Source organism: Cupriavidus sp. GW822-FHT02D05 (assembly GCF_058802485.1).
Genome location: NZ_JBXAOE010000004.1, coordinates 312,604 through 333,538 on the forward strand (window position 1 = coordinate 312,604; position 20,935 = coordinate 333,538).

The 20,935-nt window shown below is 64.7% G+C and carries 18 protein-coding genes; 9 read left to right on the forward strand and 9 right to left on the reverse strand.

What is annotated here, in order from left to right:
* Positions 1-90: 90 nt before the first annotated feature.
* The 4 genes from AC1RQK_RS08025 to AC1RQK_RS08040 all read right to left on the reverse strand — a co-directional run bounded on the left by AC1RQK_RS08025 (position 91) and on the right by AC1RQK_RS08040 (position 4,043).
* Positions 91-1,035 (reverse strand): CopD family protein, encoded by a 945-nt coding sequence (locus AC1RQK_RS08025; protein WP_492808386.1) that lies wholly within the window; start codon positions 1,033-1,035, stop codon positions 91-93.
* On the reverse strand, positions 1,032-1,409 hold the full coding sequence (locus AC1RQK_RS08030) for a copper resistance CopC family protein (protein ID WP_492374798.1): 378 nt from the start codon (positions 1,407-1,409) through the stop codon (positions 1,032-1,034). The genes AC1RQK_RS08025 and AC1RQK_RS08030 overlap by 4 nt, the downstream gene beginning before the upstream one ends.
* A 643-nt stretch (positions 1,410-2,052) precedes the next feature.
* Entirely contained in the window at positions 2,053-3,405 is a 1,353-nt protein-coding gene (locus AC1RQK_RS08035; protein ID WP_492374797.1) for a sensor histidine kinase, read from the reverse strand.
* Entirely contained in the window at positions 3,381-4,043 is a 663-nt protein-coding gene (locus AC1RQK_RS08040; protein ID WP_492374825.1) for a response regulator transcription factor, read from the reverse strand. The genes AC1RQK_RS08035 and AC1RQK_RS08040 overlap by 25 nt, the downstream gene beginning before the upstream one ends.
* A gap of 243 nt (positions 4,044-4,286) precedes the next feature.
* Here AC1RQK_RS08040 and AC1RQK_RS08045 point away from each other — a divergent pair, with 243 nt between their 5' ends.
* The 7 genes from AC1RQK_RS08045 to AC1RQK_RS08075 all read left to right on the forward strand — a co-directional run bounded on the left by AC1RQK_RS08045 (position 4,287) and on the right by AC1RQK_RS08075 (position 12,762).
* Entirely contained in the window at positions 4,287-5,744 is a 1,458-nt protein-coding gene (locus AC1RQK_RS08045) for a TolC family protein (protein ID WP_492808389.1), read from the forward strand.
* 2 nt (positions 5,745-5,746) lie between these two features.
* Positions 5,747-6,808, forward strand: coding sequence for a metal transporter (locus tag AC1RQK_RS08050; RefSeq protein ID WP_492374795.1), 1,062 nt, complete (start codon positions 5,747-5,749; stop codon positions 6,806-6,808).
* Between the two features lie 6 nt (positions 6,809-6,814).
* Positions 6,815-9,919, forward strand: coding sequence for an efflux RND transporter permease subunit (locus tag AC1RQK_RS08055; RefSeq protein ID WP_492808391.1), 3,105 nt, complete (start codon positions 6,815-6,817; stop codon positions 9,917-9,919).
* Positions 9,920-10,030: 111 nt separating this feature from the next.
* Positions 10,031-10,309, forward strand: a complete 279-nt coding sequence (locus tag AC1RQK_RS08060; protein ID WP_492374793.1) for a metal/formaldehyde-sensitive transcriptional repressor — start codon at positions 10,031-10,033, stop codon at positions 10,307-10,309.
* 7 nt (positions 10,310-10,316) lie between these two features.
* Positions 10,317-11,594: a CDF family Co(II)/Ni(II) efflux transporter DmeF gene (gene dmeF / locus AC1RQK_RS08065; protein ID WP_492808425.1), complete on the forward strand. Its 1,278-nt coding sequence runs from the start codon at positions 10,317-10,319 to the stop codon at positions 11,592-11,594.
* A gap of 143 nt (positions 11,595-11,737) precedes the next feature.
* Complete coding sequence (locus AC1RQK_RS08070; protein ID WP_492374792.1) at positions 11,738-12,100, forward strand: hypothetical protein; 363 nt, start codon at positions 11,738-11,740, stop codon at positions 12,098-12,100.
* A gap of 149 nt (positions 12,101-12,249) precedes the next feature.
* Positions 12,250-12,762, forward strand: a complete 513-nt coding sequence (locus AC1RQK_RS08075; protein ID WP_477109347.1) for a MarR family winged helix-turn-helix transcriptional regulator — start codon at positions 12,250-12,252, stop codon at positions 12,760-12,762.
* A 7-nt stretch (positions 12,763-12,769) separates the two neighbouring features.
* Here the strand turns inward: AC1RQK_RS08075 and AC1RQK_RS08080 are convergent, their stop codons facing one another.
* A complete protein-coding gene (locus tag AC1RQK_RS08080; RefSeq protein WP_492374823.1) occupies positions 12,770-15,034 on the reverse strand; it encodes a xanthine dehydrogenase family protein molybdopterin-binding subunit in 2,265 nt (754 codons plus the stop codon).
* A 162-nt stretch (positions 15,035-15,196) separates the two neighbouring features.
* On the opposite strand from AC1RQK_RS08080, the gene AC1RQK_RS08085 reads away from it, so the two are divergent.
* Positions 15,197-15,949 carry a TetR/AcrR family transcriptional regulator gene (locus tag AC1RQK_RS08085; protein ID WP_183033307.1) on the forward strand — a complete coding sequence of 251 codons (753 nt, stop codon included), beginning with the start codon at positions 15,197-15,199 and terminating at the stop codon, positions 15,947-15,949.
* A 44-nt stretch (positions 15,950-15,993) separates the two neighbouring features.
* Here AC1RQK_RS08085 and AC1RQK_RS08090 read toward each other — a convergent pair whose 3' ends face one another.
* Genes AC1RQK_RS08090 through AC1RQK_RS08105 form a run of 4 tightly spaced genes read right to left on the reverse strand, consistent with a single transcriptional unit; the run spans position 15,994 to position 19,351 of the window.
* Positions 15,994-16,647 (reverse strand): N-carbamoylsarcosine amidohydrolase, encoded by a 654-nt coding sequence (locus AC1RQK_RS08090; protein ID WP_492374791.1) that lies wholly within the window; start codon positions 16,645-16,647, stop codon positions 15,994-15,996.
* Complete coding sequence (locus AC1RQK_RS08095; RefSeq protein ID WP_492374790.1) at positions 16,640-17,698, reverse strand: 2,5-dihydroxypyridine 5,6-dioxygenase NicX family protein; 1,059 nt, start codon at positions 17,696-17,698, stop codon at positions 16,640-16,642. Before AC1RQK_RS08095 ends, AC1RQK_RS08090 begins: the two co-directional genes overlap by 8 nt.
* Positions 17,699-17,727: 29 nt before the next feature.
* On the reverse strand, positions 17,728-18,570 hold the full coding sequence (locus AC1RQK_RS08100; RefSeq protein ID WP_492374789.1) for an alpha/beta fold hydrolase: 843 nt from the start codon (positions 18,568-18,570) through the stop codon (positions 17,728-17,730).
* A 28-nt stretch (positions 18,571-18,598) separates the two neighbouring features.
* Complete coding sequence (locus tag AC1RQK_RS08105; RefSeq protein ID WP_043352885.1) at positions 18,599-19,351, reverse strand: maleate cis-trans isomerase family protein; 753 nt, start codon at positions 19,349-19,351, stop codon at positions 18,599-18,601.
* 381 nt (positions 19,352-19,732) lie between these two features.
* On the opposite strand from AC1RQK_RS08105, the gene AC1RQK_RS08110 reads away from it, so the two are divergent.
* Positions 19,733-20,887, forward strand: a complete 1,155-nt coding sequence (locus AC1RQK_RS08110; protein ID WP_492808396.1) for an FAD-dependent monooxygenase — start codon at positions 19,733-19,735, stop codon at positions 20,885-20,887.
* Positions 20,888-20,935: the final 48 nt, after the last annotated feature.

A 20,935-nucleotide genomic window follows, 5' to 3' on the forward strand; every position in this document is an offset into this window, starting at 1 on the left:
ACGCAGGTGGTCAACGCCTCATATGCACAGCCAGATTCCATCGCGCTCGTGGTACCCACGGGCGCTGGCACCCGTTTATGTTCGCGCATCTCAGGACATACCGGGCAACGGGCTAGCTGCCAGCACTGCAGCAACGGCCAACACCCCGGCGAGCACCCAGGACTCCACACGCAGAACGGTAGCAAAACGCCTGATGTACCGAGCCGGAGGCACTAACGACGGGTTCTTCAATGAGGCTAGCAAGCGAGGCATTTCAAAGAACCGGTTGTGCCCACCGAGGGCCACGGCAACTAACACGAGGCCAAGCTTGAGCACTAGCAGCCGACCGTACGTGGAGTCGAGCAGGTTGCCTGGCGAACCGACCCCGCGCCACCCGCTGTAGGCGCCGGTGACAAAGAGCGCGACGAGCGCGCACGTGGCCGTATCCGATAGAGATTGAATGAACGACGCGCCGTTCCGGTGGTCACCCTCGGGCGCCTCGGCCATCCCCGGCACCACCATGAATGCGGCGACGCACACGATGCCAACCCAAGCGCCAATGGCCAGAAGGTGAACCCAGTCGGCCCAAACGGGCAAGCTGAACGCCCCGGCATCTACCGGATGGCCGGCATGGCTTCGGCTCAGCGCAAAGCCTGCAAGCGCCAGCCACAGAGACAACTTGAAGCCAAGGCCGCTTCCGGTCCACCGAAAGAATGAAGCGATAGTGACGTAAAGCATCAGGGCAGCACCGACGACCCAAGCGTGACCGAAGCCGGTTTCCATCAGCATCAAGCGCACCGCCGGCCCTGCGCGCACCAGCGAAGATTCACTCATCAGCGCGCAATGTATCCAGAAAGCGAGCACGCTGGCCAGGAGCGCAACGATAGCACCAACTCTGAAACCCTTTGCCAGGTGCAGGCTCATGTGAGCTTGCCACGGGGACGGGGACCGAGCCAGCCAGCGGTCGCTCAGCAGGACACCGACCAGCACCGCGAAACCGAGGTTCTGCAGCGCCGTCAAAGCAAGGCGCGCAATGCCAAGGAAACCGTCGCTCATCGCTTCACCGCGAATTTGTAGTCGCCCTTGACCTTGTGGCCGTCGCGCGTCATCACGCTCCAGTGCACGGCGTAGGAACCCGGCAGCAGTTGCGGGACGGCGACCGTCAGCACGCGCGGATTCGACGAGTCGACCTTGGCCTTCTCCTTGCTAACCGCCGTGCCACTGGCGTCCACAACGCTCACATTGCTAAACGCTGGCTCAAGGTCCTCGTTGAATGTCAGTCGAAGCGGACTCGCCGGCGCATCGACTATGCTGCCTGCCGCCGGTTCTGCGCGTTCGAGCTTGCCGTGCGCGAACGCGAGTGCAGGCGTAAGTCCGATAGCGATGGCGGTCATCATGCCTAACCACGTTTTCTGAGTCATTGCTTTCATGTGTATTTGCTTCCAGATTGCTGGCGGTGAATGCAAATGCGCACATCTGCCCCACTGCCACGTCCACCGCGACTTCCGGCTACCAAGCGGGCTTTGACACCCTCCCTCCGTCGGTGCCAGTTGCCTCTAGAACATGCCCCTGCATGTGAGCAGAGGCATGTCAAATCTTGCAAATGGCAAGCTTGGAGTGTCGCATTAACCAATGTTATGGCAACGCCCAGGGTATGCGCCCGAAAATAGACGCACCTAGGGCTTCAAAGGATCGAAGCGGGCGGAGGGATATGGCTGACGAATGCTTCCATCAGGCCGGAAGGAGCCTGAGCCGGTGCAGTGTCGAGGTGAACAAGAAGCGCCGAGGCGTAGGGGATGACCGAGGAGCGAAGAGTCGAACCATTGATCGCGCATCCGAGCCGTGTGGTTGGGCGCCTAGTTTAGCGGATGAAGACCAGATCCACCACGTTGATCGCAAGCGCACCGATTCCAATCGCCCACCAAGATACCTCCTGACCCTCCCATAGTGGGAACGTGTATGGCTAAAGGGACTCGTTGCTCGCCCCGGCAGGAAGTGCTTCGCCCGAAACCGAAACCAATACGCCGCCGCACGCTCACGTTGTGAAATGCGCAGCTTCGGTACGGCTCGCCTTTAATTGTTTGCGAGGGGTTGCATGTACACAAAGAGCAAGCCTGCCTTGCCGTCCAGCGCGATGGTATGCAAACTGACCTGGCCGCGGAGTCGTGCCGCCGCGCTCCGGACAATAGCCAGCCCGAGCCCGCTTCCCGGCTGCCCCGACCCGGCAACCCGATAGAACGCGTCGAACACGCGGGGCAACTCCCCTTCCGGGATGCCCGGGCCGGAGTCTTCCACTTCGAAGATGGCGGCGTCGCCCATCCGGAACAGCCGTACATCGACCTTGCCGCCAGGTGGCGTGTAGAGGACCGCGTTGTCGATGGCATTGCGGACCAGCGCGCGAAAATCCTCCTGGTCGCCGCGAATCGTCAGCGCCTCGCCAACCTCCAGGCCGAGGTCGATATCCTTGGAATCCGCGAACGGGAATATCTCCCCAAGCGCATCGATGACCACGGCCTTGGTGTCGATGTCGTGGCTGACCGTTGGGGAACCTGCCTCGTGCTCGGCCAGCATCAGCAATTGCTCAACCAGGGAGCGCATGCGCGAAATGCTTTTTCCCAGCGGCGCGAGGCGAGCCAGGACGGCTTCGGTGGTGTCCTCCACGGTCATGGCGTTCTCTAGCTGCAACGTCATCGCGGTCACCGGCGAGCGCAGTTCATGCGCCGCATCGGCTACGAACTGGCGTTGCTGCGCGATGGCCGACTGCAGCCGCCCAAGCAGCCTGTTCGTCGCACTGACAAACGGCTGGATTTCCAATGGCGCGCCCTGCACGGCGAGCGACGCCAGGTCTGTGTCGCCCTTCTTATCGACCTCCGCGGCGAGTTGCTGCACTTTCCTTAGCAGAATTCGGATCAAAATTCCCGCCAGGAGTATCAGGACAGGAATCACGAGCAACAGCGGAATCAACGTGCGCAGCGCACTGTCGCGTGCAATCTCGTCTCGCGCCGAGGTTCGCTGCGCGACCGCCAGGCCATATTCCGTGTGCAATGGCCTGACGTAAATGCGCCATGATTCGCCGTGGGATTCAATGGTATGCAGACCATCGGATAGCGCGCCCGGCAAAGTCAGCGACAGGTCTGGCGTGACCACGCGGGTGGCTAGCTTGGATACCTTCAGCACCCAGATGCGCATCCCGGGTTCATCGGCCTGCATGAATCCGCCTTGCGAGGACAACGCATTGGCATCGCCTGGCGAGACCAGCCAGGCAATCTCCCTCAGTTCGTCGTCCTGCAGGTCGCGCGCCTCCTCAAAGGCGAACCAGAACGACGCCGCCGCTGCCACGAGCCCGATGACCAGAATCGTGCCGCATATGGAGGCGGATAACATCCATAGGAGTGAACGGTTCACTCCGCCTTTGGCACCATCCATCCCACCCCCCTGATATTCTTAATGACACCCGCGTCGAGCTTTTTCCTGATCCCATGGATGAGGAATTCAATGGCGTTGCTTTCGACTTCCTCGTTCCAGCCGTAGAGGCGCTCTTCGAGTTCACTGCGGGAGCGGATGACGCCGGGTCTGAGCAGGAACTCGCGCAGGAGCGCAAATTCGCGAGCCGACAGCTGACGTTGGACGCCCTGGTACCAGACCTCGTGACTGGCCTGGTCCAGCGAGAGCGTGCCGTTGCGAAGGATGGAGGAGATCTCCTGGCCCTGGCGCCGCGTGAGTGCGCGCAGCCGGGCCAGCAATTCGCCGATATGAAACGGCTTCACCAGATAGTCATCCGCGCCGAGGTCAAGGCCAGCAATGCGGTCTTCTACTGCGCTGCGTGCCGTGATGACGAGGATCGGCACGGCATTCCCGTTCCTGCGTGCCTCGCGTAGTACCGCGAAGCCATCCTTTCCGGGAAGCCCCAGGTCCAGCAGAACCACCTCGTAGCGCTGGGTGCATAGCGCCGTAGCGGCCTGACGGCCATCCGTCGTCCAGTCCACCGCATAACCCGCGTCCCGGAGAGTCTGGCAAATGGCCTCCCCGATAAGGGGATCGTCTTCTACCAGTAGCGTTCGCATCCGCCCCCCAGATTCGGTTGCTTGCATATGCATGCCCGTGCGCAACATGCCAATGCAGACTTAGCTAAGACTTAGCAGGGCTCGCCGCATAGATCACATGTCCGGACTGGCATTGCTAAGTCCCCGCTAATTTCCCCAGCCTATTCTCCCCCCGCTTGTTGCCAGCCAACAGCCCCTGACCCGCCGCCGCTCGCCTTCACGGGATCAGCATGGGACGGCGGAATCAACGAAAGGAGCAGAGAAATGGAAAGCGCAAGTGCCACGCTGACGGCAAGACCGGGCTTGGCGTCCCGGATTCTTGCTTCGTCCCGGGCCTGGCTGCTCCCCGCCTGCTGCGCGACCTTGTCGGCATGTGCGTTCGACCATTACGACGCAAGGCCGATCTCCGCCGGCACGCTTGCCACAACCTATAACGCGCGATCGCTGGCTTCGGTGGACTTGCGTGACTTTGTCCAGCGCCATGCCATGCGCGCGGGCACAGGCTGGCCGCCACCCCGCTGGAACCTGGATACCCTGACCCTTGCTGCCTTGTACTACAACCCGGACCTGGACATCGCGCGTGCCCGGCTAGCGAGCACGGAAGCGAGCATCAAGACCGCCGCGCAGCGGCCGAATCCGTCCCTGCAGCTGCCGTTTCAACGCACCCTGGATCCCAAGGGGGGAGACACGCCATGGACGCTCGGCATTACGCTGGACATCCCGATCCAGACTGCCGGCAAGCGCGGCTACCGCATCGACCAGGCTGCCCACTTCGCCACTGCGGCGCGCCTGGAGGTCGCGGCTACTGCCTGGAGCGTGCGAAGCCAGCTACGGACTCAGCTCCTGAATCTCTGGTCGGCGAATTCGCGGGCGAAGCTCCTCGAGCAGCAGCTGGAGCTGGACCAGCGCCTGGACGCGATGCTGGAGAAACGGGTCCGCCTTGGCGACGCCTCGGCGTGGCAGCTGAACCAGCAGCGCGTGGCTCTCATCCAGGTCCAGGCGGATCTGCTCAATGCGCGGCGGCAGGCCGCCGCCGCCAGGGTCCAGGTGGCCAACGTGCTTGGTCTGCGGTCAGCCGCGCTCGATGGCCTGGATATCGACCTGGAGGATTTCGGACGACCGTGTGCCGCGATTCCCGCCCCGGAAATCCAGCTGCAGGCCTTGTTGAACCGGGCCGATGTGCTGTCGGGACTAGCGCAATATGAAGCCAGCCAGGCCGCGTTGCAACTGGAGGTGGCCAAGCAATATCCGGACATTCATCTCGGCCCGGGCTATACCTTTGACCAGGGCCTGCACAAGCTTGGCTTCGACTTCACCAATCTCGTGCTGCCCATATTCAATCGCAACGAGGGGCCCATCGCGCAGGCGCGGGCTCGGCGGCTGGCAGCGCAAGCCCAGGTCAAGCGGCTCGAAGCACAGGCCCTGGGTGAAGCCGATGGCGCCATCACTGCCTATCAAGCCACGCAGAGCATCGTGACACGGAATGAAGAGCAGGTCCGTGTGCAAGGCCTCCAATTCAGCGCGGCACGACGTTCCTTCGAAATGGGGCAAACCGACCGGATGGCGTTGACGCTTGCCGAACAGACCGAGCTTGCGGCGCGACTGGCGCTGCAAGATGCCGAACTCCAGATGCAGCAGGCCATCGGCCGGCTGGAAGATGCCATCCAGCGTCCACTCTCGGACCGCGATGCGCTCGCCAATCCGAACAACTGGGTCGAATGACCATGACAAGAAAAACGATACTCAAGGGCATTCTGCTCTTGTCGCCTGCGATTTTGGCCGCGCTTGTGCTAGGCGGGTTCTTGCTGAGCAAGGGTGAGCAGGACAAGGAAGCCGAACGCGAGGCGCCGGTCCCGAGCTCGGTCCGCATCACGGTGGCGGATGGATTCACTACGCTGATGGTCGACGCCACGATGCAAGCACGCAGCGGCTTCCAGGTGGATACGCTGGCGCCCGCCAGCGCAATGACCGGACCCGCTGCCTATGGCATCGTTCTCGACTTGCAACCCCTCGTGGAAATGGCGAGCCGCCATGCCTCAGGCGCTGCGGACCTGAACGCCGCCCAAGCTTCGCTCGACGCGTCGCGCGCAGACTATGAGCGGCTCCAGGCGCTCAACGCGGATGCAGGCAATGTGTCGCTCAAGACGGTGCAAGCAGCGCGCGCAGTGCTTGCTTCGGCGACGGCAAAAGTCAATGCGGCACGGGTGGGTGTCGCCGCCATTGCCAGCGCGGCCAGGCAACAGTTCGGACCGGCTCTATCGGCCTGGGCGTCGACGCCGGAATCTCCGGAGCTAGTCCCCTTTGTGGCACGCCGCGAAGTGTTGTTGCGGGTCGTGTTGCCGACCGGGCCATCCGCAACAGCGCCCGCCGTCTTGAACGTGACGACGGATGGTATCCCCGCGTTCGACGCTCTCTTGATTTCACCGTCGCCCCAGGTCGACCCCGGCATCCAGGGACAAGCCTACTTCTATCGCGCCGCTGTACCCCTGGCTACGGGCATGCGCGTAACCGCCCACCTCGGTGTGCCGTCGGGACAAGATAGCGGCCTGCTGGTGCCCGCCGGCGCCATCGTCTGGTATGGAGGTCAACCCTGGGCCTACGTCCAGTCCGACAACACGCACTTCCAGCGCCGCCCGGTCGACCCGCGCTCGCCTCAAGATGGGGATTTTGTCGTCACCGAAGGATTCAAGCCCGCCGACCGGGTCGTGGTGCGGGGCGCACAGCTATTGCTCTCCGAAGAATCCCGAGCGCAGCTGGCCAGCCAGCAAGGTAACGACGCACGCTGACCCGATATGCTGACTTCCATTGTCGACTTCTCCGTCCGCCTTCGCGGCGTCATCGTTGCGCTCGCCTGCCTGCTCCTCGGCTACGGCACCTATGCCTTGTTCCAGAGCAAGCTCGACGTCTTTCCGGAATTCACGCCACCGCTCGTTACCGTCCAGACGGAAGCCCCCGGGCTCTCCGCCGAACAGGTCGAACTGCTGGTCACACAGCGCGTTGAGAATGCCTTGGGCGGCTCGATCGGGCTCGAATCCATGCGGTCCCAATCGATACAGGGCGTATCGGTCGTTACCCTGACGTTCAATGGCCAGACCGATATTCGCCGCGCCCGGCAGTTGGTGGCAGAGCAGTTGGCGACCCTCACGGGCGAGCTGCCGGCGGGAGTACGTGCGCCGAAAATGACCCCGCTGAGCTCGGCGACCAGCGTTGTGCTTGGCATAGGGCTGACGTCGGACACGCGTTCACCGATGGCGCTGCGCACTTTCGCCGAATGGACGCTTAAACCCCGGCTGCTGAGCCGTGCCGGGGTCTCGGACGTGAGCATCTATGGCGGCGAAATCAAGCAATACCAGGTACAGGTCGACCCGCAAAAGCTGGTTCGGCTTGGCCTATCCCTGCATGACGTGGTCAGCGCGACGCAACGCGCGACAGGCATCCGTGGCGCAGGCGTGCTTGAAACCCCGAACCAGCGCATCGTGCTCAATACCGTCGGTCAGACCACGACCGCTGAGCAGTTGGGCCAGGTTGTCCTGCTGCAGAAGAACGGCGCCATGGTCCGGCTCGCGGATGTCGGCAAGGTCGTACTTGGCCAGGAATTGCCGGTCAGCGGCGCCAACGTCCAGGGCCAGTCGGGCGTTGTGCTGATGGTCAGCAACCAGTATGGGGCAGATACCGTGTCGGTGACCAAGAACGTCGAAGTGGCGCTCGCGGCCTTACAACCAGTGCTGGCGGCCAACGGCATCCAGTTGCACGCTGACATATTCAGACCCGCCAACTTCATCGTCGCTTCAACCGACCACCTGCGCACGGCGCTCGTCGTGGGGGCGGGGCTCGTGGTCATCGTCCTATTCCTCTTCCTCTTCAACGTACGCACCGCCTTCATCTCAGCCACTGCCATCCCGCTCTCGCTGCTCGCCGCCGTCGTGGTACTGCATCACTTCGGCGTCGCGCTGAATACGATGACGCTAGGAGGACTGGCCATCGCGCTTGGCGAGGTGGTGGACGATGCCATCATCGACGTCGAGAACATTTACCGTCGCCTGCGCGAAAACCGCCACTTGGCGACGCCGCTGCCCGCCATCACGGTTGTCGTCAACGCATCCACCGAGGTGCGAAGCGCGGTGATATACGCAACATTTACCGTCGCCACCATCTTTTTGCCGGTGCTGAGCTTGTCCGGCGTTGCCGGCAAACTGTTCGCGCCACTCGGGATAGCCTATATCCTGGCCATTATGTCGTCGCTGGTGGTCGCACTCACGCTGACCCCGGCGCTGTGCTACGCACTGCTGGCCAACCGTACCAGCGACGCAGAGGAGCCCCGCGTCTACCAGTGGCTCAAGAGCCGTTACGCAGCCATCCTCACCCATGTTGAGCAGCACTGGATTGCCGTCATCGTGGCATTTTGCGGCCTGGTGCTGGCGACCCTGGCAACGCTGCCCTTCTTTAGCACGGCGTTCCTGCCGGAGCTGCGCGAAGGGCATTTCATCGCCCACATGCAGGCGGCACCGGGCACATCGTTGCAAGAATCTCTGCGTATTGGGGAGCGCGTCAGCCACGCGCTACTGGAGGTGCCGAACATACGGAGCGTGGCGCAACGGGTTGGCCGGACCGCGCGCGGCATCGATGTCTTCGGCCCGCAATATAGCGAGTTCGAAATTGACCTCAAGCCTGGCCTGGATGCGGAGGCGCAGGAACAGACGCTGGGCGATTTGCGGGCCAAAATGGCGGGCTTTCCCGGCGTAACCTTCGCCACCGAAACCTTCCTGACCGAACGGGTCCAGGAAACCATTTCCGGGTACACGGCACCGGTCATCGTCAACGTGTTCGGCAGCGACCTCGATATCCTGGACGGCCTGGCGCGGCAGGTGTCCCGCACGCTCGGCGCCGTTCCGGGCGCAACTGGAGTGACGGTGCAGTCGCCACCTGCAATCCCCCAGCTAACCATCCGTCTGCGGCAGGACCAGTTGACCCGCTGGGGCTTCGCACCCCTGGACGTCATGGAGGCCATCCAGACCGCCTACCAGAGCGCCGAAGTCGCCCAGGTCTATGAGGCGAACGCTGTGTTCAATGTGACGGTGGTGCTCGGCAGCGCATCGCGTCGCAGTCCGGCTCAGGTTGGTGAGTTGCCGCTGCGGAATGGCGACGGCGTCATGGTGCCGCTAAGCCGCCTTGCGGACATCGCGCAGACGACAGGCCGCTACCTCATCCTGCACGATGGGGGCCAACGGTTGCAGACCGTGACCGCGCATCTCAATGGTCCGTCGCTCGGCCAGTTTGTCAGTGAGGCCCAGCGACGCATTGCCGCCGACGTGAAGTTTCCGAAGGGCTATTACTTCGCCCTATCGGGCGAGGCGAAGGCCCAGGCGCAAGCACAGCGGGACTTGCTGGTCTATTTCTCCATTGCCGCCGCGGGTATCGGCCTCCTTGTCTATCTGGCACTGCGCAGCTGGCGCAGCCTGGCCCTGGTCATGGTAAATCTGCCGTTCGCGCTGGTGGGTGGTGCGCTGATGGTATTTGCCACGGGCGGACTGCTGTCGCTAGGGTCGATGGTCGGCTTCGTCACGCTGTTCGGCATTACGCTGCGCAACGCACTCATGCTCATCTCCCACTACCAGCACCTGGTGCAGGTCGAGGGCCACGCGTGGAATTTGGAAACGGCAACGCTGGGAGCGACTGAGCGGCTGACACCCATTGTGATGACAGCGCTCGTCACCGGGCTTGGCCTGTTGCCACTGGCGCTCCAGTCCGGCGAGCCGGGCAACGAGGTCGAGGGGCCCATGGCGATCGTCATTCTGGGCGGCCTCGTCACCTCGACCGTGCTGAACCTGCTGGTACTACCAACCCTCGCGCTTCGCTTCGGCAGATTTGACCGCGGCGCAAGCGAGGTGGCCGGCTGATGATTCCGAAATCACTTCACCGATGCCGGCAAGACCCGGCCGCTTGCAAGGTCTTGGCATCTTGCCTGGCAAAGAATATATACTCCCCCATACTATATTCGAGGTGAAGCCGTGAGCCACACAATCCGCGAGAAACAAAAGTTGCTGAACCGGGTGCGCCGCATCCGGGGTCAGATCGATGCCATCGAACGCGCGCTCGAGGAGGAGCAAGGTTGCGTGGACGTGCTGCAGCAGATCACGAGTTGCCGCGGGGCCATGAACGGCCTCTTGGCGGTGGTACTGGAAGACCACATCCGCACGCACCTTGTCGAAGCCGAACCTGCCCACGGTGAATCCGAAGGTGACGCCAAGGAGCAACTCATCGAAATCGTGCATAGCTACTTCAAGTGAGCCAGCAATGAGCAACTTCTATGACGCCCCGTTTGGGGCAGGCCATGACCACGTGTTCCTGGGCGCCGGGCACGAGAAGAACGAGCGCAAGACCTGGGCCGTGATTGTCCTCTGCGCCCTGATGATGATTGTCGAAATCGTCGGTGGCAGCGTGTTCGGTTCACTGGCCCTGGTTGCGGACGGGCTGCATATGTCGACGCATGCCGGTGCCATGCTGATTGCCGCGCTTGCATACACCTACGCGCGCCGGCACGCCAGCGACCCCCGTTTCGTCTTTGGCACCGGCAAGCTGGGCGACCTCGCCGGCTTCACCAGCGCCATCATCCTGGCCATGATTGCCTTGCTGATTGCCTATGAAGCGGTCGCACGATTCTTCTCACCCGTTCCGATTCACTTTGACGAAGCCATTCCCATTGCAGTGGTCGGATTGCTGGTGAACATCGCGAGTGCCTGGCTGTTGAGCGGCGGCGACCATCATGGGCACAGCCATGGCCATGGTCATGGACACGCGAACGGCGACGAGCATGACCACGACGAGGAGGTACAGCATATTTCCACGCCAGCAGGCGACTTCTCGCTATCCATCTTCGAAGATGGCGTGCCACCGGTTTTTCGCCTCACAGCAGAAACGACAAACGCGGCATTGCCGGTCGACGCAGTGACCGTGACCACCATTCGGCCAGACGACAGCCGGCAGGAATTCACGTTATTGCGCAAGGCCGACTGCCTGGAGTCCGCGATCGAGATTCCCGAGCCGCATGCCTTCACTGCGGTGGTCGACCTTGCCGGCGGTAAGCACACCGTGAAATTCGAAGAGCACGACCACGGCCACGCGGATGGGCACGGCGCGCATCACCGTGACCACAACATGCGGGCCGCCTACATCCACGTTGTCGCCGATGCAGCCGTCTCCGTTCTGGCTATCATCGGTCTGCTGCTGGCCAAGACGTTTGGCTGGCTCTGGATGGACCCGCTTGCCGGTGTCGTGGGCGCGTTGGTGATTGCCAACTGGTCGTATGGCCTTATCCGTGACACCGGCGGCATCCTGGTCGATCGCAACCCCGACCAGCGCATGGCGGGCAAGCTCAAGGCGGCAATCGAGGCCGATGGCGACAAGCTGGTCGACCTGCACGTCTGGCGGGTTGGCCCGGGCCACCTGAGTGCCGTGGTCTCCGTGGTCACCAATGCGCCCCAACGCGGGCCGCAGTATTACCACTCACGCCTAAGGCAATTCAAGAGCCTGTCGCACGTAACCGTCGAAGTGCACGCTTCGCGTACTGCATGATGAAACGCGCTCACGTGCTGCGTTCGATACCGCGAAAGCATGCATGACAATTTCGTATGACGGGCCAGCTCTTATGCGTGCATCCGCACCCTATACTTCCTGCTGAGGAGGGGGTTCTCGTGGGTTGAATGCAGGAGAACGATATGAAACCGTTGAAGAAGGCATTCGTATCCGTTGCATCGTTTGCGGCGCTTGGTGCCGCCGCAGGCATTGCAAACGCGGGGGTGCGGCCGGTTGACCCATACACGGATGGCGCCAGGCTTGGGCAAATCCAGGCACATGCAGGTTCCATCTGTGCAGGCATGCACAAGCCTGACGGGTGCGCCGACGGGGCCCATATGGCCACGAGCCGGCGATCCCCTCTTACCGAGGCTAGCAACGACGCATCGGCGGTTGCTGGCCAGGTGGCCGCGACCATCCCCAAGGCGCTGGCAGCGGCCCGGCCGAAGGACTGCGCCCCATATTGTGGTGGTGAACGGCAGGTTGAGGACGCCGAAGCTACCTGAGCACGAGCGGCCCGTGGCGACAGGCCAAGGGACGCACACTGCGTGGGGGCAAAACCCGAGCGAAGCCGCGCGCGCAAAAAACCCGCCGCGCGCGGCCCCACTCGGTATACTCTGAGGCACATTTATCTCATGCCTGCAGACCGCCCATCGTGCCCAACTCCTCCGCGCGCAAGACCGCCGCGCAAAAACCCGCCGCCGCAGACTACGATTTCACCGAGCAAGTCGGGCACCTGCTGCGGCGCGCCTACCAGCGCCATGTGGCGATCTTCCAGCAGACCATCGCCGACTCGCAGCTGACCGCGGCACAGTTCGTGGTGATGTGCGCGGTCAACGAGCGCGGCTCGTGCTCGCTCAGCGAAATCGTGCGAGCCACCGCCATCGACCAGGCCACCGTGCGCGGCATCATCGAGCGTCTCAAGGCGCGCGAGCTGGTGGCCGTCTCGCACGACACCAACGACCGCCGCAAGGTGGTGGTCACGGTGACCCCGGCCGGCCATGCACTGATCGAGGAAACCGTGCCATTCGCGCACAAGATCTCCGAGCAGACTTTTGGCGACCTCAATCCCGCCGAGCGGGTGGCAATCACCTACCTGTTGCGCAAGATGAGCGAGTTCGACGACCGCGACGAGCGCGGCAACGCACCGGACGGCGAGCCGGAGTAAGCCCGCCTCAGGCGGGCTGGCCGGCCAGCGCCGCGAGCACCGTCTCCGGCGTGAAGGGCGCGCGCCGCAGCCGCACCCCCGTGGCATCGAACAGCGCATTGGCAATGGCCGGCGCGCCCGGCAGCGACGCGGATTCGCCCGCGCCCATCGGCGCTTCCTCCTGGCGCGGCATCAGCAGCACTTCGATGGGCGGCAGCTCGGGAAAGGTCAGCAGCGGATAGCTGCCCCATTCGCGGCTGGCCACGCCGTTGGCGTCAAAGCGCACCTGTTCCTTGAGCACGCGGCCAAGCGCCTGCACCACATTGCCCTGCACCTGGTGGCGCACGCCGTCGGGGTTGACCATCATGCCGGTGTCCTGCGCCACCACCAGCCGCTCCACCACGATCTGGCCGGTATCGGGCGCGACCGTCAGGTCCACCACCCAGGCGGCCCAGGCGGCGCCGAAGCCCGGGAATTTGCTGTGGATATAGCGGGCATAGGCCACGCCGCGCCCACGCAGCAGCCCATCCGCGTCCGGCTGGCCACGCGTGCCGCGCGCGCCTTCGCGCCAGCCGGCATGCGCCGCCAGCGCGCGCAGCAGGTCGGTGGCGCGCGCATCAGGCAGGTGGCGCAGGCGGTACGCCAGCGGATCGGCGCCGGCCTCATGCGCGAGCTCGTCGATAAAGGACTCGTGCGCGAACACGTTTGGCAGCGCGGACACGCCGCGCAGCCAGGAGGCGCGCACGATGGCTGGCGTGTCGTCGCAACCGATGCGCGTGGCGGCGTACTGGTAAGGCGGCACCGCGGTGCGGTCGCCCATCTGCAGCATGCGCGGCGCGTTGTCGACCACGCCGGTCAGCAACAGCGCCAGCGTGGGCGCGTCGTTGGACGGATAGCGGCTGACAAAATCGTAGGCCAGCAACTCGCCGCCGGGGCCGATGGCGCCGCGCACGTCCATCAGCTGCGCCGCCCCCTTTGGCTCCCAGAGATGTTCTTGCTCGCGGCTGAGCTGCACCCGCACCGGGCGCCCCACCGCGCGCGACAGCAGCACCGCATCGGCGCAAACGTCGTCGGCGCAGTTGCGGCCATAGCAGCCGGCGGCTTCCATCCGCACGATCTCGATGCGGCCTTCGTCCAGGCCGGTCAGGCGCGCCAGGTCGATGCGCAACACATGCGGGTTTTGCGTGCCGGACCAGACCGTGAGGCCATCTTCGCGGTAGTCCGCCACGGCGCAGGACGGGCCGATGGAGCCGTGCATCTGGTAGGGCCACGTGTAGCCGCGCGACAGTATCCGGTCGGCGGAGTCGAAGGCACCTTGGGCATCGCCCTCTTCCACCAGCGTGCGGCGTGTCGCGGGATTGGCACGCAGCGCGGCCTCGGTGTCTTCCGGCTCGCTGAGCGGGGGCAACGGCGGCGCCGGCTTCCAGTCCACGCACAGGCGGCGCGCCGCCTGCATGGCCTGCTCCTCGCGCTGCGCCACCACGCCGATGAAATCGCCCTGCACCACCACGTCAATGACACCGCGCACATCGCGGATCGACGCACGATCGACGCTGCGCAAGCTGGTGCCGACAAAGCCGCCGCTATCGCGCCCGGCGTAGGGCGGGCGCACCACGCGGCCGTGCAGCATGCCGGGCACGCGCACATCGTGCACGAAGGTGAGCTGCGCCGTGGCCTTGGCGGGAATGTCCACGCGCGGCGCGGCACGCCCGACCACGCGGTATGCGCTGACCGGCTTGGTGGCAATGGCGTCGGCCAGCGGCAGCTCGATATGCTCGCCGGCCAGCAGGTCGCCGTAGGCCAGGCCTTCGGCGTTCTCATTGCCTTCGCCGCGCAAGCGCAGGCGGCCATCTTCGGCGATCAGCGCTTCGGGCGCCACGCCAAGACGCTGCGCCGCGCGCTCGCGCAGCCAGGCCATGGCCTGCGCCGCCGCGCGGCGCAGCGGCAGCGCCGAGATCTGGATGGTGGCGCTGGCAATGGTAGGGCCCTGGTTGGGCGTTGCTTCGGTATGGCCCAGCGTCATCGCCACACGCGCCGCCGGCACCTCCAGCTCCTCGGCCACGATCTGCGCGAGCGAGGTACGGATGCCGGTGCCCAGGTCAACGTGCCCATTGAAGGCCAGGATCTCGCCGGTGTCGCGCACCGCCACGAAGATGTCGGGCTGCGCGGCGATGTAGTCGGAGGCCGCGCCGGGCTGGCCAGGTGCGGGCCGCGGCGCGGCTTGCGGCGCGCGCGTCACCAGCAGCACACCGCGCGCCTGCAGCAGGGCGTCGCGCTGCGCGCCCGGGGACATCGGCGCCGATGCGGGAAGAGAGGCGGACCGGGGTCCGGAGCCGGGTGTCGTTTCCATTCGTTCCATGTCTCAGGTAGGCACGCTGGCGGACTGCCGGATTCCGGCGCCGCCCGCCCTGGCCGTTATACTGCCAGCCTCGAACAAGCAATACGTATCAAACATATGAGCACCCCGACCGCTAAGAAAAGCGCGGCAGCCGGAACCCGGGCCCGGCAAGCTCAGGACACCCGAGCCAAGATCCTCAAGGCCGCCATCAAGGTCTTCGCCTTGCGCGGCTATGAAGGCGGGCGCGTGGAGAAGATCTCCTCGCTGGCCAAGACCTACGACCGGATGATCTATTACTACTTCGGCAGCAAGGAAAAGCTGTTCGTCGAAGTGCTCGAAACCATCTACATCCAGCTCAACGAGGCCGAGCAGGCGCTCAAGCTCGACCCCGAGGATCCGGTGCGCGCGCTGACCCAGTTGATCGACTTCGTCTGGGGCTACTACCTCGATCATCCCGAGTTCGTCGCCATCCTGTCCAGCGAGAACATGAGCCAGGGCAAGCACGCCAAGAAGTCGAGCCGGCTCAGGGAGATCTCCAGCTACGCCTTGTCAGTGCTGGACGGCATCCTGGCGCGCGGCAAGGCTGCCGGGCTGTTCCAACCCGATGTGCTCGCCCGCGACATCTACCTGGTGATCGCGTCGCTGGGCTACTTCTACAACTCGAATCATCATACGCTCAGCGCATTCCTGGGCGAGCCCATGATGAGCAAGCCCGCGCTGGAGCACTGGCGCGATGTGATCCAGCGTACGGTGCTGAGCACGGTTTGCGTGCCGGGCACTGGCATCGCCCCGGCTGGGCAGGCCCCTGCCGAAGCCGAAGCGGCGGCACCCGCCGCCCGCAAGAAGCCGGCACGCGCCAAGCGCGCCTGAGCCTCGCATCCGGCGGTCATCGCGCAGCGCCGGATGCCTTCCCCTTAAGCCGTAGCCGTAGCCGTAGCCGCCGCCGTAGCCCGCGCCAGCATCGCCAGCGCTTCGTCGCGCGGCATCACCGTCGCGTTCTTCTGCGCCATGTCGAACAGGTTGGCGTCGTGCGGCCCGATGGCGCGGTCGCCCACGCAATCGGACAGCACCAGCGGGCGGAAGCCGTACGACATGGCATCGACCACGCTGGCGCGCACGCAGCCGCTGGTCACGCAGCCCGCCACCAGCAGCGTCTGCACGCCGCGCTGGTTCAGCCACGCGGCCAGCGAGGTGCCGAAAAAGGCGGATGGCACGGTCTTGCGCACCACCAGTTCACCCGGGCGCGGCGCCAGTTGCCCGACGATGGCGCTGTTGTGGCTGTCTTCCTTCAGGGCCAGCAGGCCGGGCACCTTCTGCGTGAAGATGTTGTGGTCGCTGTCGTCGTCGGCAAACACGATGCGGCTGTGCGCCACCGGCCAGCCCTGCTCGCGCGCCGTGGCCAGCAGCGGCACGGTGCTGGCGATGGCCTGGGGGATATTGCCGCCGCCAAAGACAGCCGGGTCGGCGAAGCCGTTGACGAAATCGATGATCAGCAGGCCGTAGGGTGCCTTGGGTTCCAGCGCGGCGCCGAAGCCCTGACGCTGGTAGGTCTTCACTTCATCATGCATGGATGGCTCCCTTGGATTCGTGATCCAGCACCTTGCCTTGTTCTACCACCGCCTCGCCGTCAAGCCGCACCGTGCAATGGCGCACGGGGATATCGATATGGCAGGCCGTGGTGCGGCTGCCGCCAGCTTCGTTGTTCGGGCCGAAGGAGCACAGGAAATTGCCTTCGAATGCGCGCGCATCCATGCCGATGGTGGCCTCGCGGTCATACATGGCGAGCGTGGACCAGCGCGCGCGCGGCTGCAGGCCCCAGCCGATATGCGACATGGCGTAGGCCTCGGGGTCGTTGAACGAGGCCATGTAATCGCTCAGCAGTTCGGCATCCAGGCCGCCTTCGATGCGGGTGACGTAGCCCTTCTCCACCGTGATGTCGATCGGCTCCTGCACATAGGATTTCATCGGCAGCAGGATATCGCCGCGATCGAGCACGATGCGCCCATTGGTGCCGCCCTCGTCCGGCCAGGTCAGCACGAAGCCGCTTGGCCAGTGGTCCCAGCGGCCCGGCTCATCGACAAAGCCGTACTCGCTGATGGCGGGAAACTCGCCCAGCGCGCAGCGCAGGTCGGTGCCGGCATCCGACGTGATGTGCATCTCCCGCGCGCGCGCCAGCCGCGCGGTGGCGGCTTTCACGCGGGTGCGGTCCCCTTCGGTGGGCACCAGCCGCACCAGCACCTCGGGCGGCTCCACGGCCAGCAGGATCTTGGTGCCGCCGGAGAGGATCTCGTGCTGCTCGGGCGAGAACAGCAGCGTCATCAGGTCCAGCACCAGGTCGCTGGCCTTGAGCGCGGCGATGGCGGCCGGGTTGCCGGTCAGCGGCGTAGTGCCGAGATAAGCCAGCGCGTCGCGGCTGAGCGCCTTGTCTGCGTTGACGGGCGGCAGGTCCAGCCGGTTGACGATGGCGCCCATCGCGGTGGCCGCCATCTGCGCCGTGCGCAGCGTTTGCGGATGCGTGGCGGCGCCTGTCAGCACCGTGACCGTCTGGCCCGGCTTCAGTTTTGACAGGATGAGCACCTGGCGCCATGCCTGGGTCAGGTCGTGATCGCTTACTGGCATGTGTTCTCCTTTCTGGTGAAGCAGGCAGCTCAGGCGGCAGCCTGGTCCTGCAGCAGCGGCGCACCGAGGAAATCGCCGAAGGCGCGGTAGAAACCCGCCTCGTCGTCCCACGGGATCATGTGGCCGGCATCCGCCACGCGCGCAAGCTGCACGGCAGGCAGCAAACCGCGAATTTCCTCGATGTCTTCGGCGCGGATCACGTCGCCGCGGCCGGCCACCATCAGCAGCGTGGGAACCCGTACCGACGGCATGTCGGCATGCACGTCATCGCGGTGGAAGTCCTCGAAGCTCGTGACGATGGCGCGCTCGTCGCAGGTGTGCAGCCACTCGGCGCGCAGGCGCAACTGCTCATCTGTCCAGGTCGGGCAGAAGCGGCGCATGCCTTCGGCATCGATGCCCTGGCGCGCCAGGCGGATGGAATCCACGTACCACGGCAGCTGCGAGGGATAGGCGCGCCGTCCCGGGCCGGAGACGGGCGGGTCCACCATCACCAGCCGGGTCAGCCCGGCCGGATTGCCGCGCGCGGCGCGAATGCCGATGCGCGCGCCCATGGAATGGCCAACGATGGCATAGCGCGCCAGGCCGAGCGCGTGCGCAAAGGCGACCACATCCGCCGCCTGCGCGTCCAGGCCGTAGTCCAGCGCATCGCCGGTCTCGGACAGGCCACGTCCACGCACATCCAGGATATAGGTATCGAAGTGCTTGCCGAACTGCTCGCCGACAAAGCCCCAGGTGACCGCCGGGCTGGTGATGCCGGGCACGATCACCATGGCATCGCGTTGCGCGCGCGCGCCGGTGCTGCCGCCGTAGCGCAGGTAATGCTGGCGGATGCCATTGGCGAACACGTTGCCGCCTTGGAGAAACTCGCTCATTGCTGGGCTTCCTTTACCGAAGACGTGATCAATAGGCACCTGACAGCAGCGCACCCGCGCCGGGCACGACCGGCTCCAGGTCGAGCTGCTTGAGGATGGCGTAGGTGGTGGCAATGGCCGCGGTGATGACCGGCTTGCCGGTCATGGCTTCCACCTTGGCCACCGCCGGCAGGGACGGCATCTGCACGCAGGCAGACAGCACGATGGCATCCACATCCTTGGTGTTCATCTGCGCGACGATGCCAGGCAGCCTGGCGGGGTCGTGGCGGCCCACTTCGAGGTTGTCGGGGATTTCCAGCGCGCGCCAGTCCACCACTTCATAGCCTTCGTTGCGGATGTAGTCCACCACCAGCTCGGTCAGCGGCTTCATGTACGGCGCAACCACGGCGATGCGCTTGGCGCCGATGACCTTGAGCGCGTCGATCAGCGCGCCGGCGCTGGTGATCACGGGCGCGTCAGCGCCGTTGGCGGCGGTATGGGCCTGCAGGCGCTTTTCAGAGACGCGATGGTAGCCGTGGCCCATCGCCATGATGGCCACCAGGCAGGCGTAGCCCAGCACGTCGACGCGGGCGTCGCTCAGTTCCAGCGCGCAGCGGTCGGACTCGGCGTCCATGGCCGCCAGCTCTTCCTTGACCACTTTCTTCATGCGCATGCGGCTGGAATGGAAGGTGAAGCGTTCGGGGCGCACCTGCTGGCGCAACGTCAGCATCGCCGGGATCTCGGTTTCCATGGTGGTGTTCGAGCTCGGCACGATCTGGCCGATACGGAAAATTTTCTGCACTGTCGACTCCGTCATCTGTCTGTTCTGTCCACCCGCCCTGGCGCCCATCCTGGCGGAGAAGCGCCCTGCACGGCCGGACCGGAGCCTTCATCGGTCTCCGTGTCCTGCGAACGATTGTAGTGTACACACGATATTTTCACAACAAGACGTTAGACCGGGCACGGCGCACGATTTCAGTGCCCACTTCATGAATCAACCCCTCATATGGTGCTTGATTTCACGGTCTATGGGCATTAACGCGGGGAATCCACTTTGGCATAAGGGTTTTCCATAGGGGTGGCATGTCATTTCTTTACAAGCAAATTTCTCGTGTGTACACTAGATTTACCGATTGGCCAGACGGCCACTTCAGACCCACATCACACCGCCAGGAGAAATATCGTGCAAGGCAAACCACGGATCGCAGTGATTGGCGCCGGACTGGGGGGGACGGTCGCGGCCGCCCTGCTGCAGCGCGCCGGATTCCAAGTCAAGCTGTATGAGCAGGCTCCGGCGTTCTCGCGCCTGGGCGCCGGCATCCACGTCGGGCCCAATGTGATGAAGGTCATGCGCAGGATCGGCCTCGAAGATGCGCTCAACGACATGGGCTGCCACCCGGACTACTGGTACAGCCGCGACTGGCAAAGCGGCGAAGTGATCGCCCAGATCCCGCTTGGGCGCTACGCGCTGTCGCATTACGGCGCCAGCTACCTGACCGTGCACCGTGGCGATTTCCACGCCCTGCTGACCGAGGCGGTGGCCCCCGGCACGCTGCTGTTCGACAAGAAACTGGCCGGTGTGGAAGACCTGGGCCATGTGGTGCGCCTGACGTTTGCCGACGGCACGGTGGACGAAGCCGACATCGTGATCGGCGCGGACGGCGTGAACTCCCGCATCCGCGAGACACTGCTGGGCGCTGAGCCGCCCAAGTACACCGGCTACGTGGCGCACCGCGCCGTGTTCCCGATCGCGCGTGTCAAGGGCTTCACCCATGACCGCTGCACCAAGTGGTGGTCCGACGATCGCCATATGATGGTGTACTTCGACACCAGCAAGCTTGACGAGATCTACTACGTCACCGGTGTGCCCGAGCCCACCTGGGACATGACCAAGAGCTGGCTGCCCAGCAGCATCGAGGAAATGCGCGCTGCGTTCGACGGCTGGCACGAAGGCGTGCAATCGCTGATTGAAGGCACCGTGGAAGTGACCAAGTGGCCGCTGCTGGAGCGCGATCCGCTGCCGGTATGGAGCCGCGGCCGCCTGGTGCTGCTGGGAGACGCCTGCCACCCGATGAAGCCGCATATGGCGCAGGGCGCGGCCATGGCCATCGAAGACGCGGCCATGCTGACCCGCTGCCTGCAGCAAACCGGGCTGTCGGACTTCAGCGCCGCGTTCTCGCTGTACGAAGCCAACCGCGCCGAGCGTGCCGGCAAGGTGCAACTGGTTTCACACAACAACACGTGGCTGCGCACCAACGAGAACCCGGACTGGTGCTTCGGTTACGATGTGTTCAACGAGCCGCTGGTGGAAGCCGGGCGCGTGGCCGCCGCAGCCTGAGCCACGCCCCAGCCAGACCGCCGGGTGCCTTCCCGGGCCCCGGCCCCG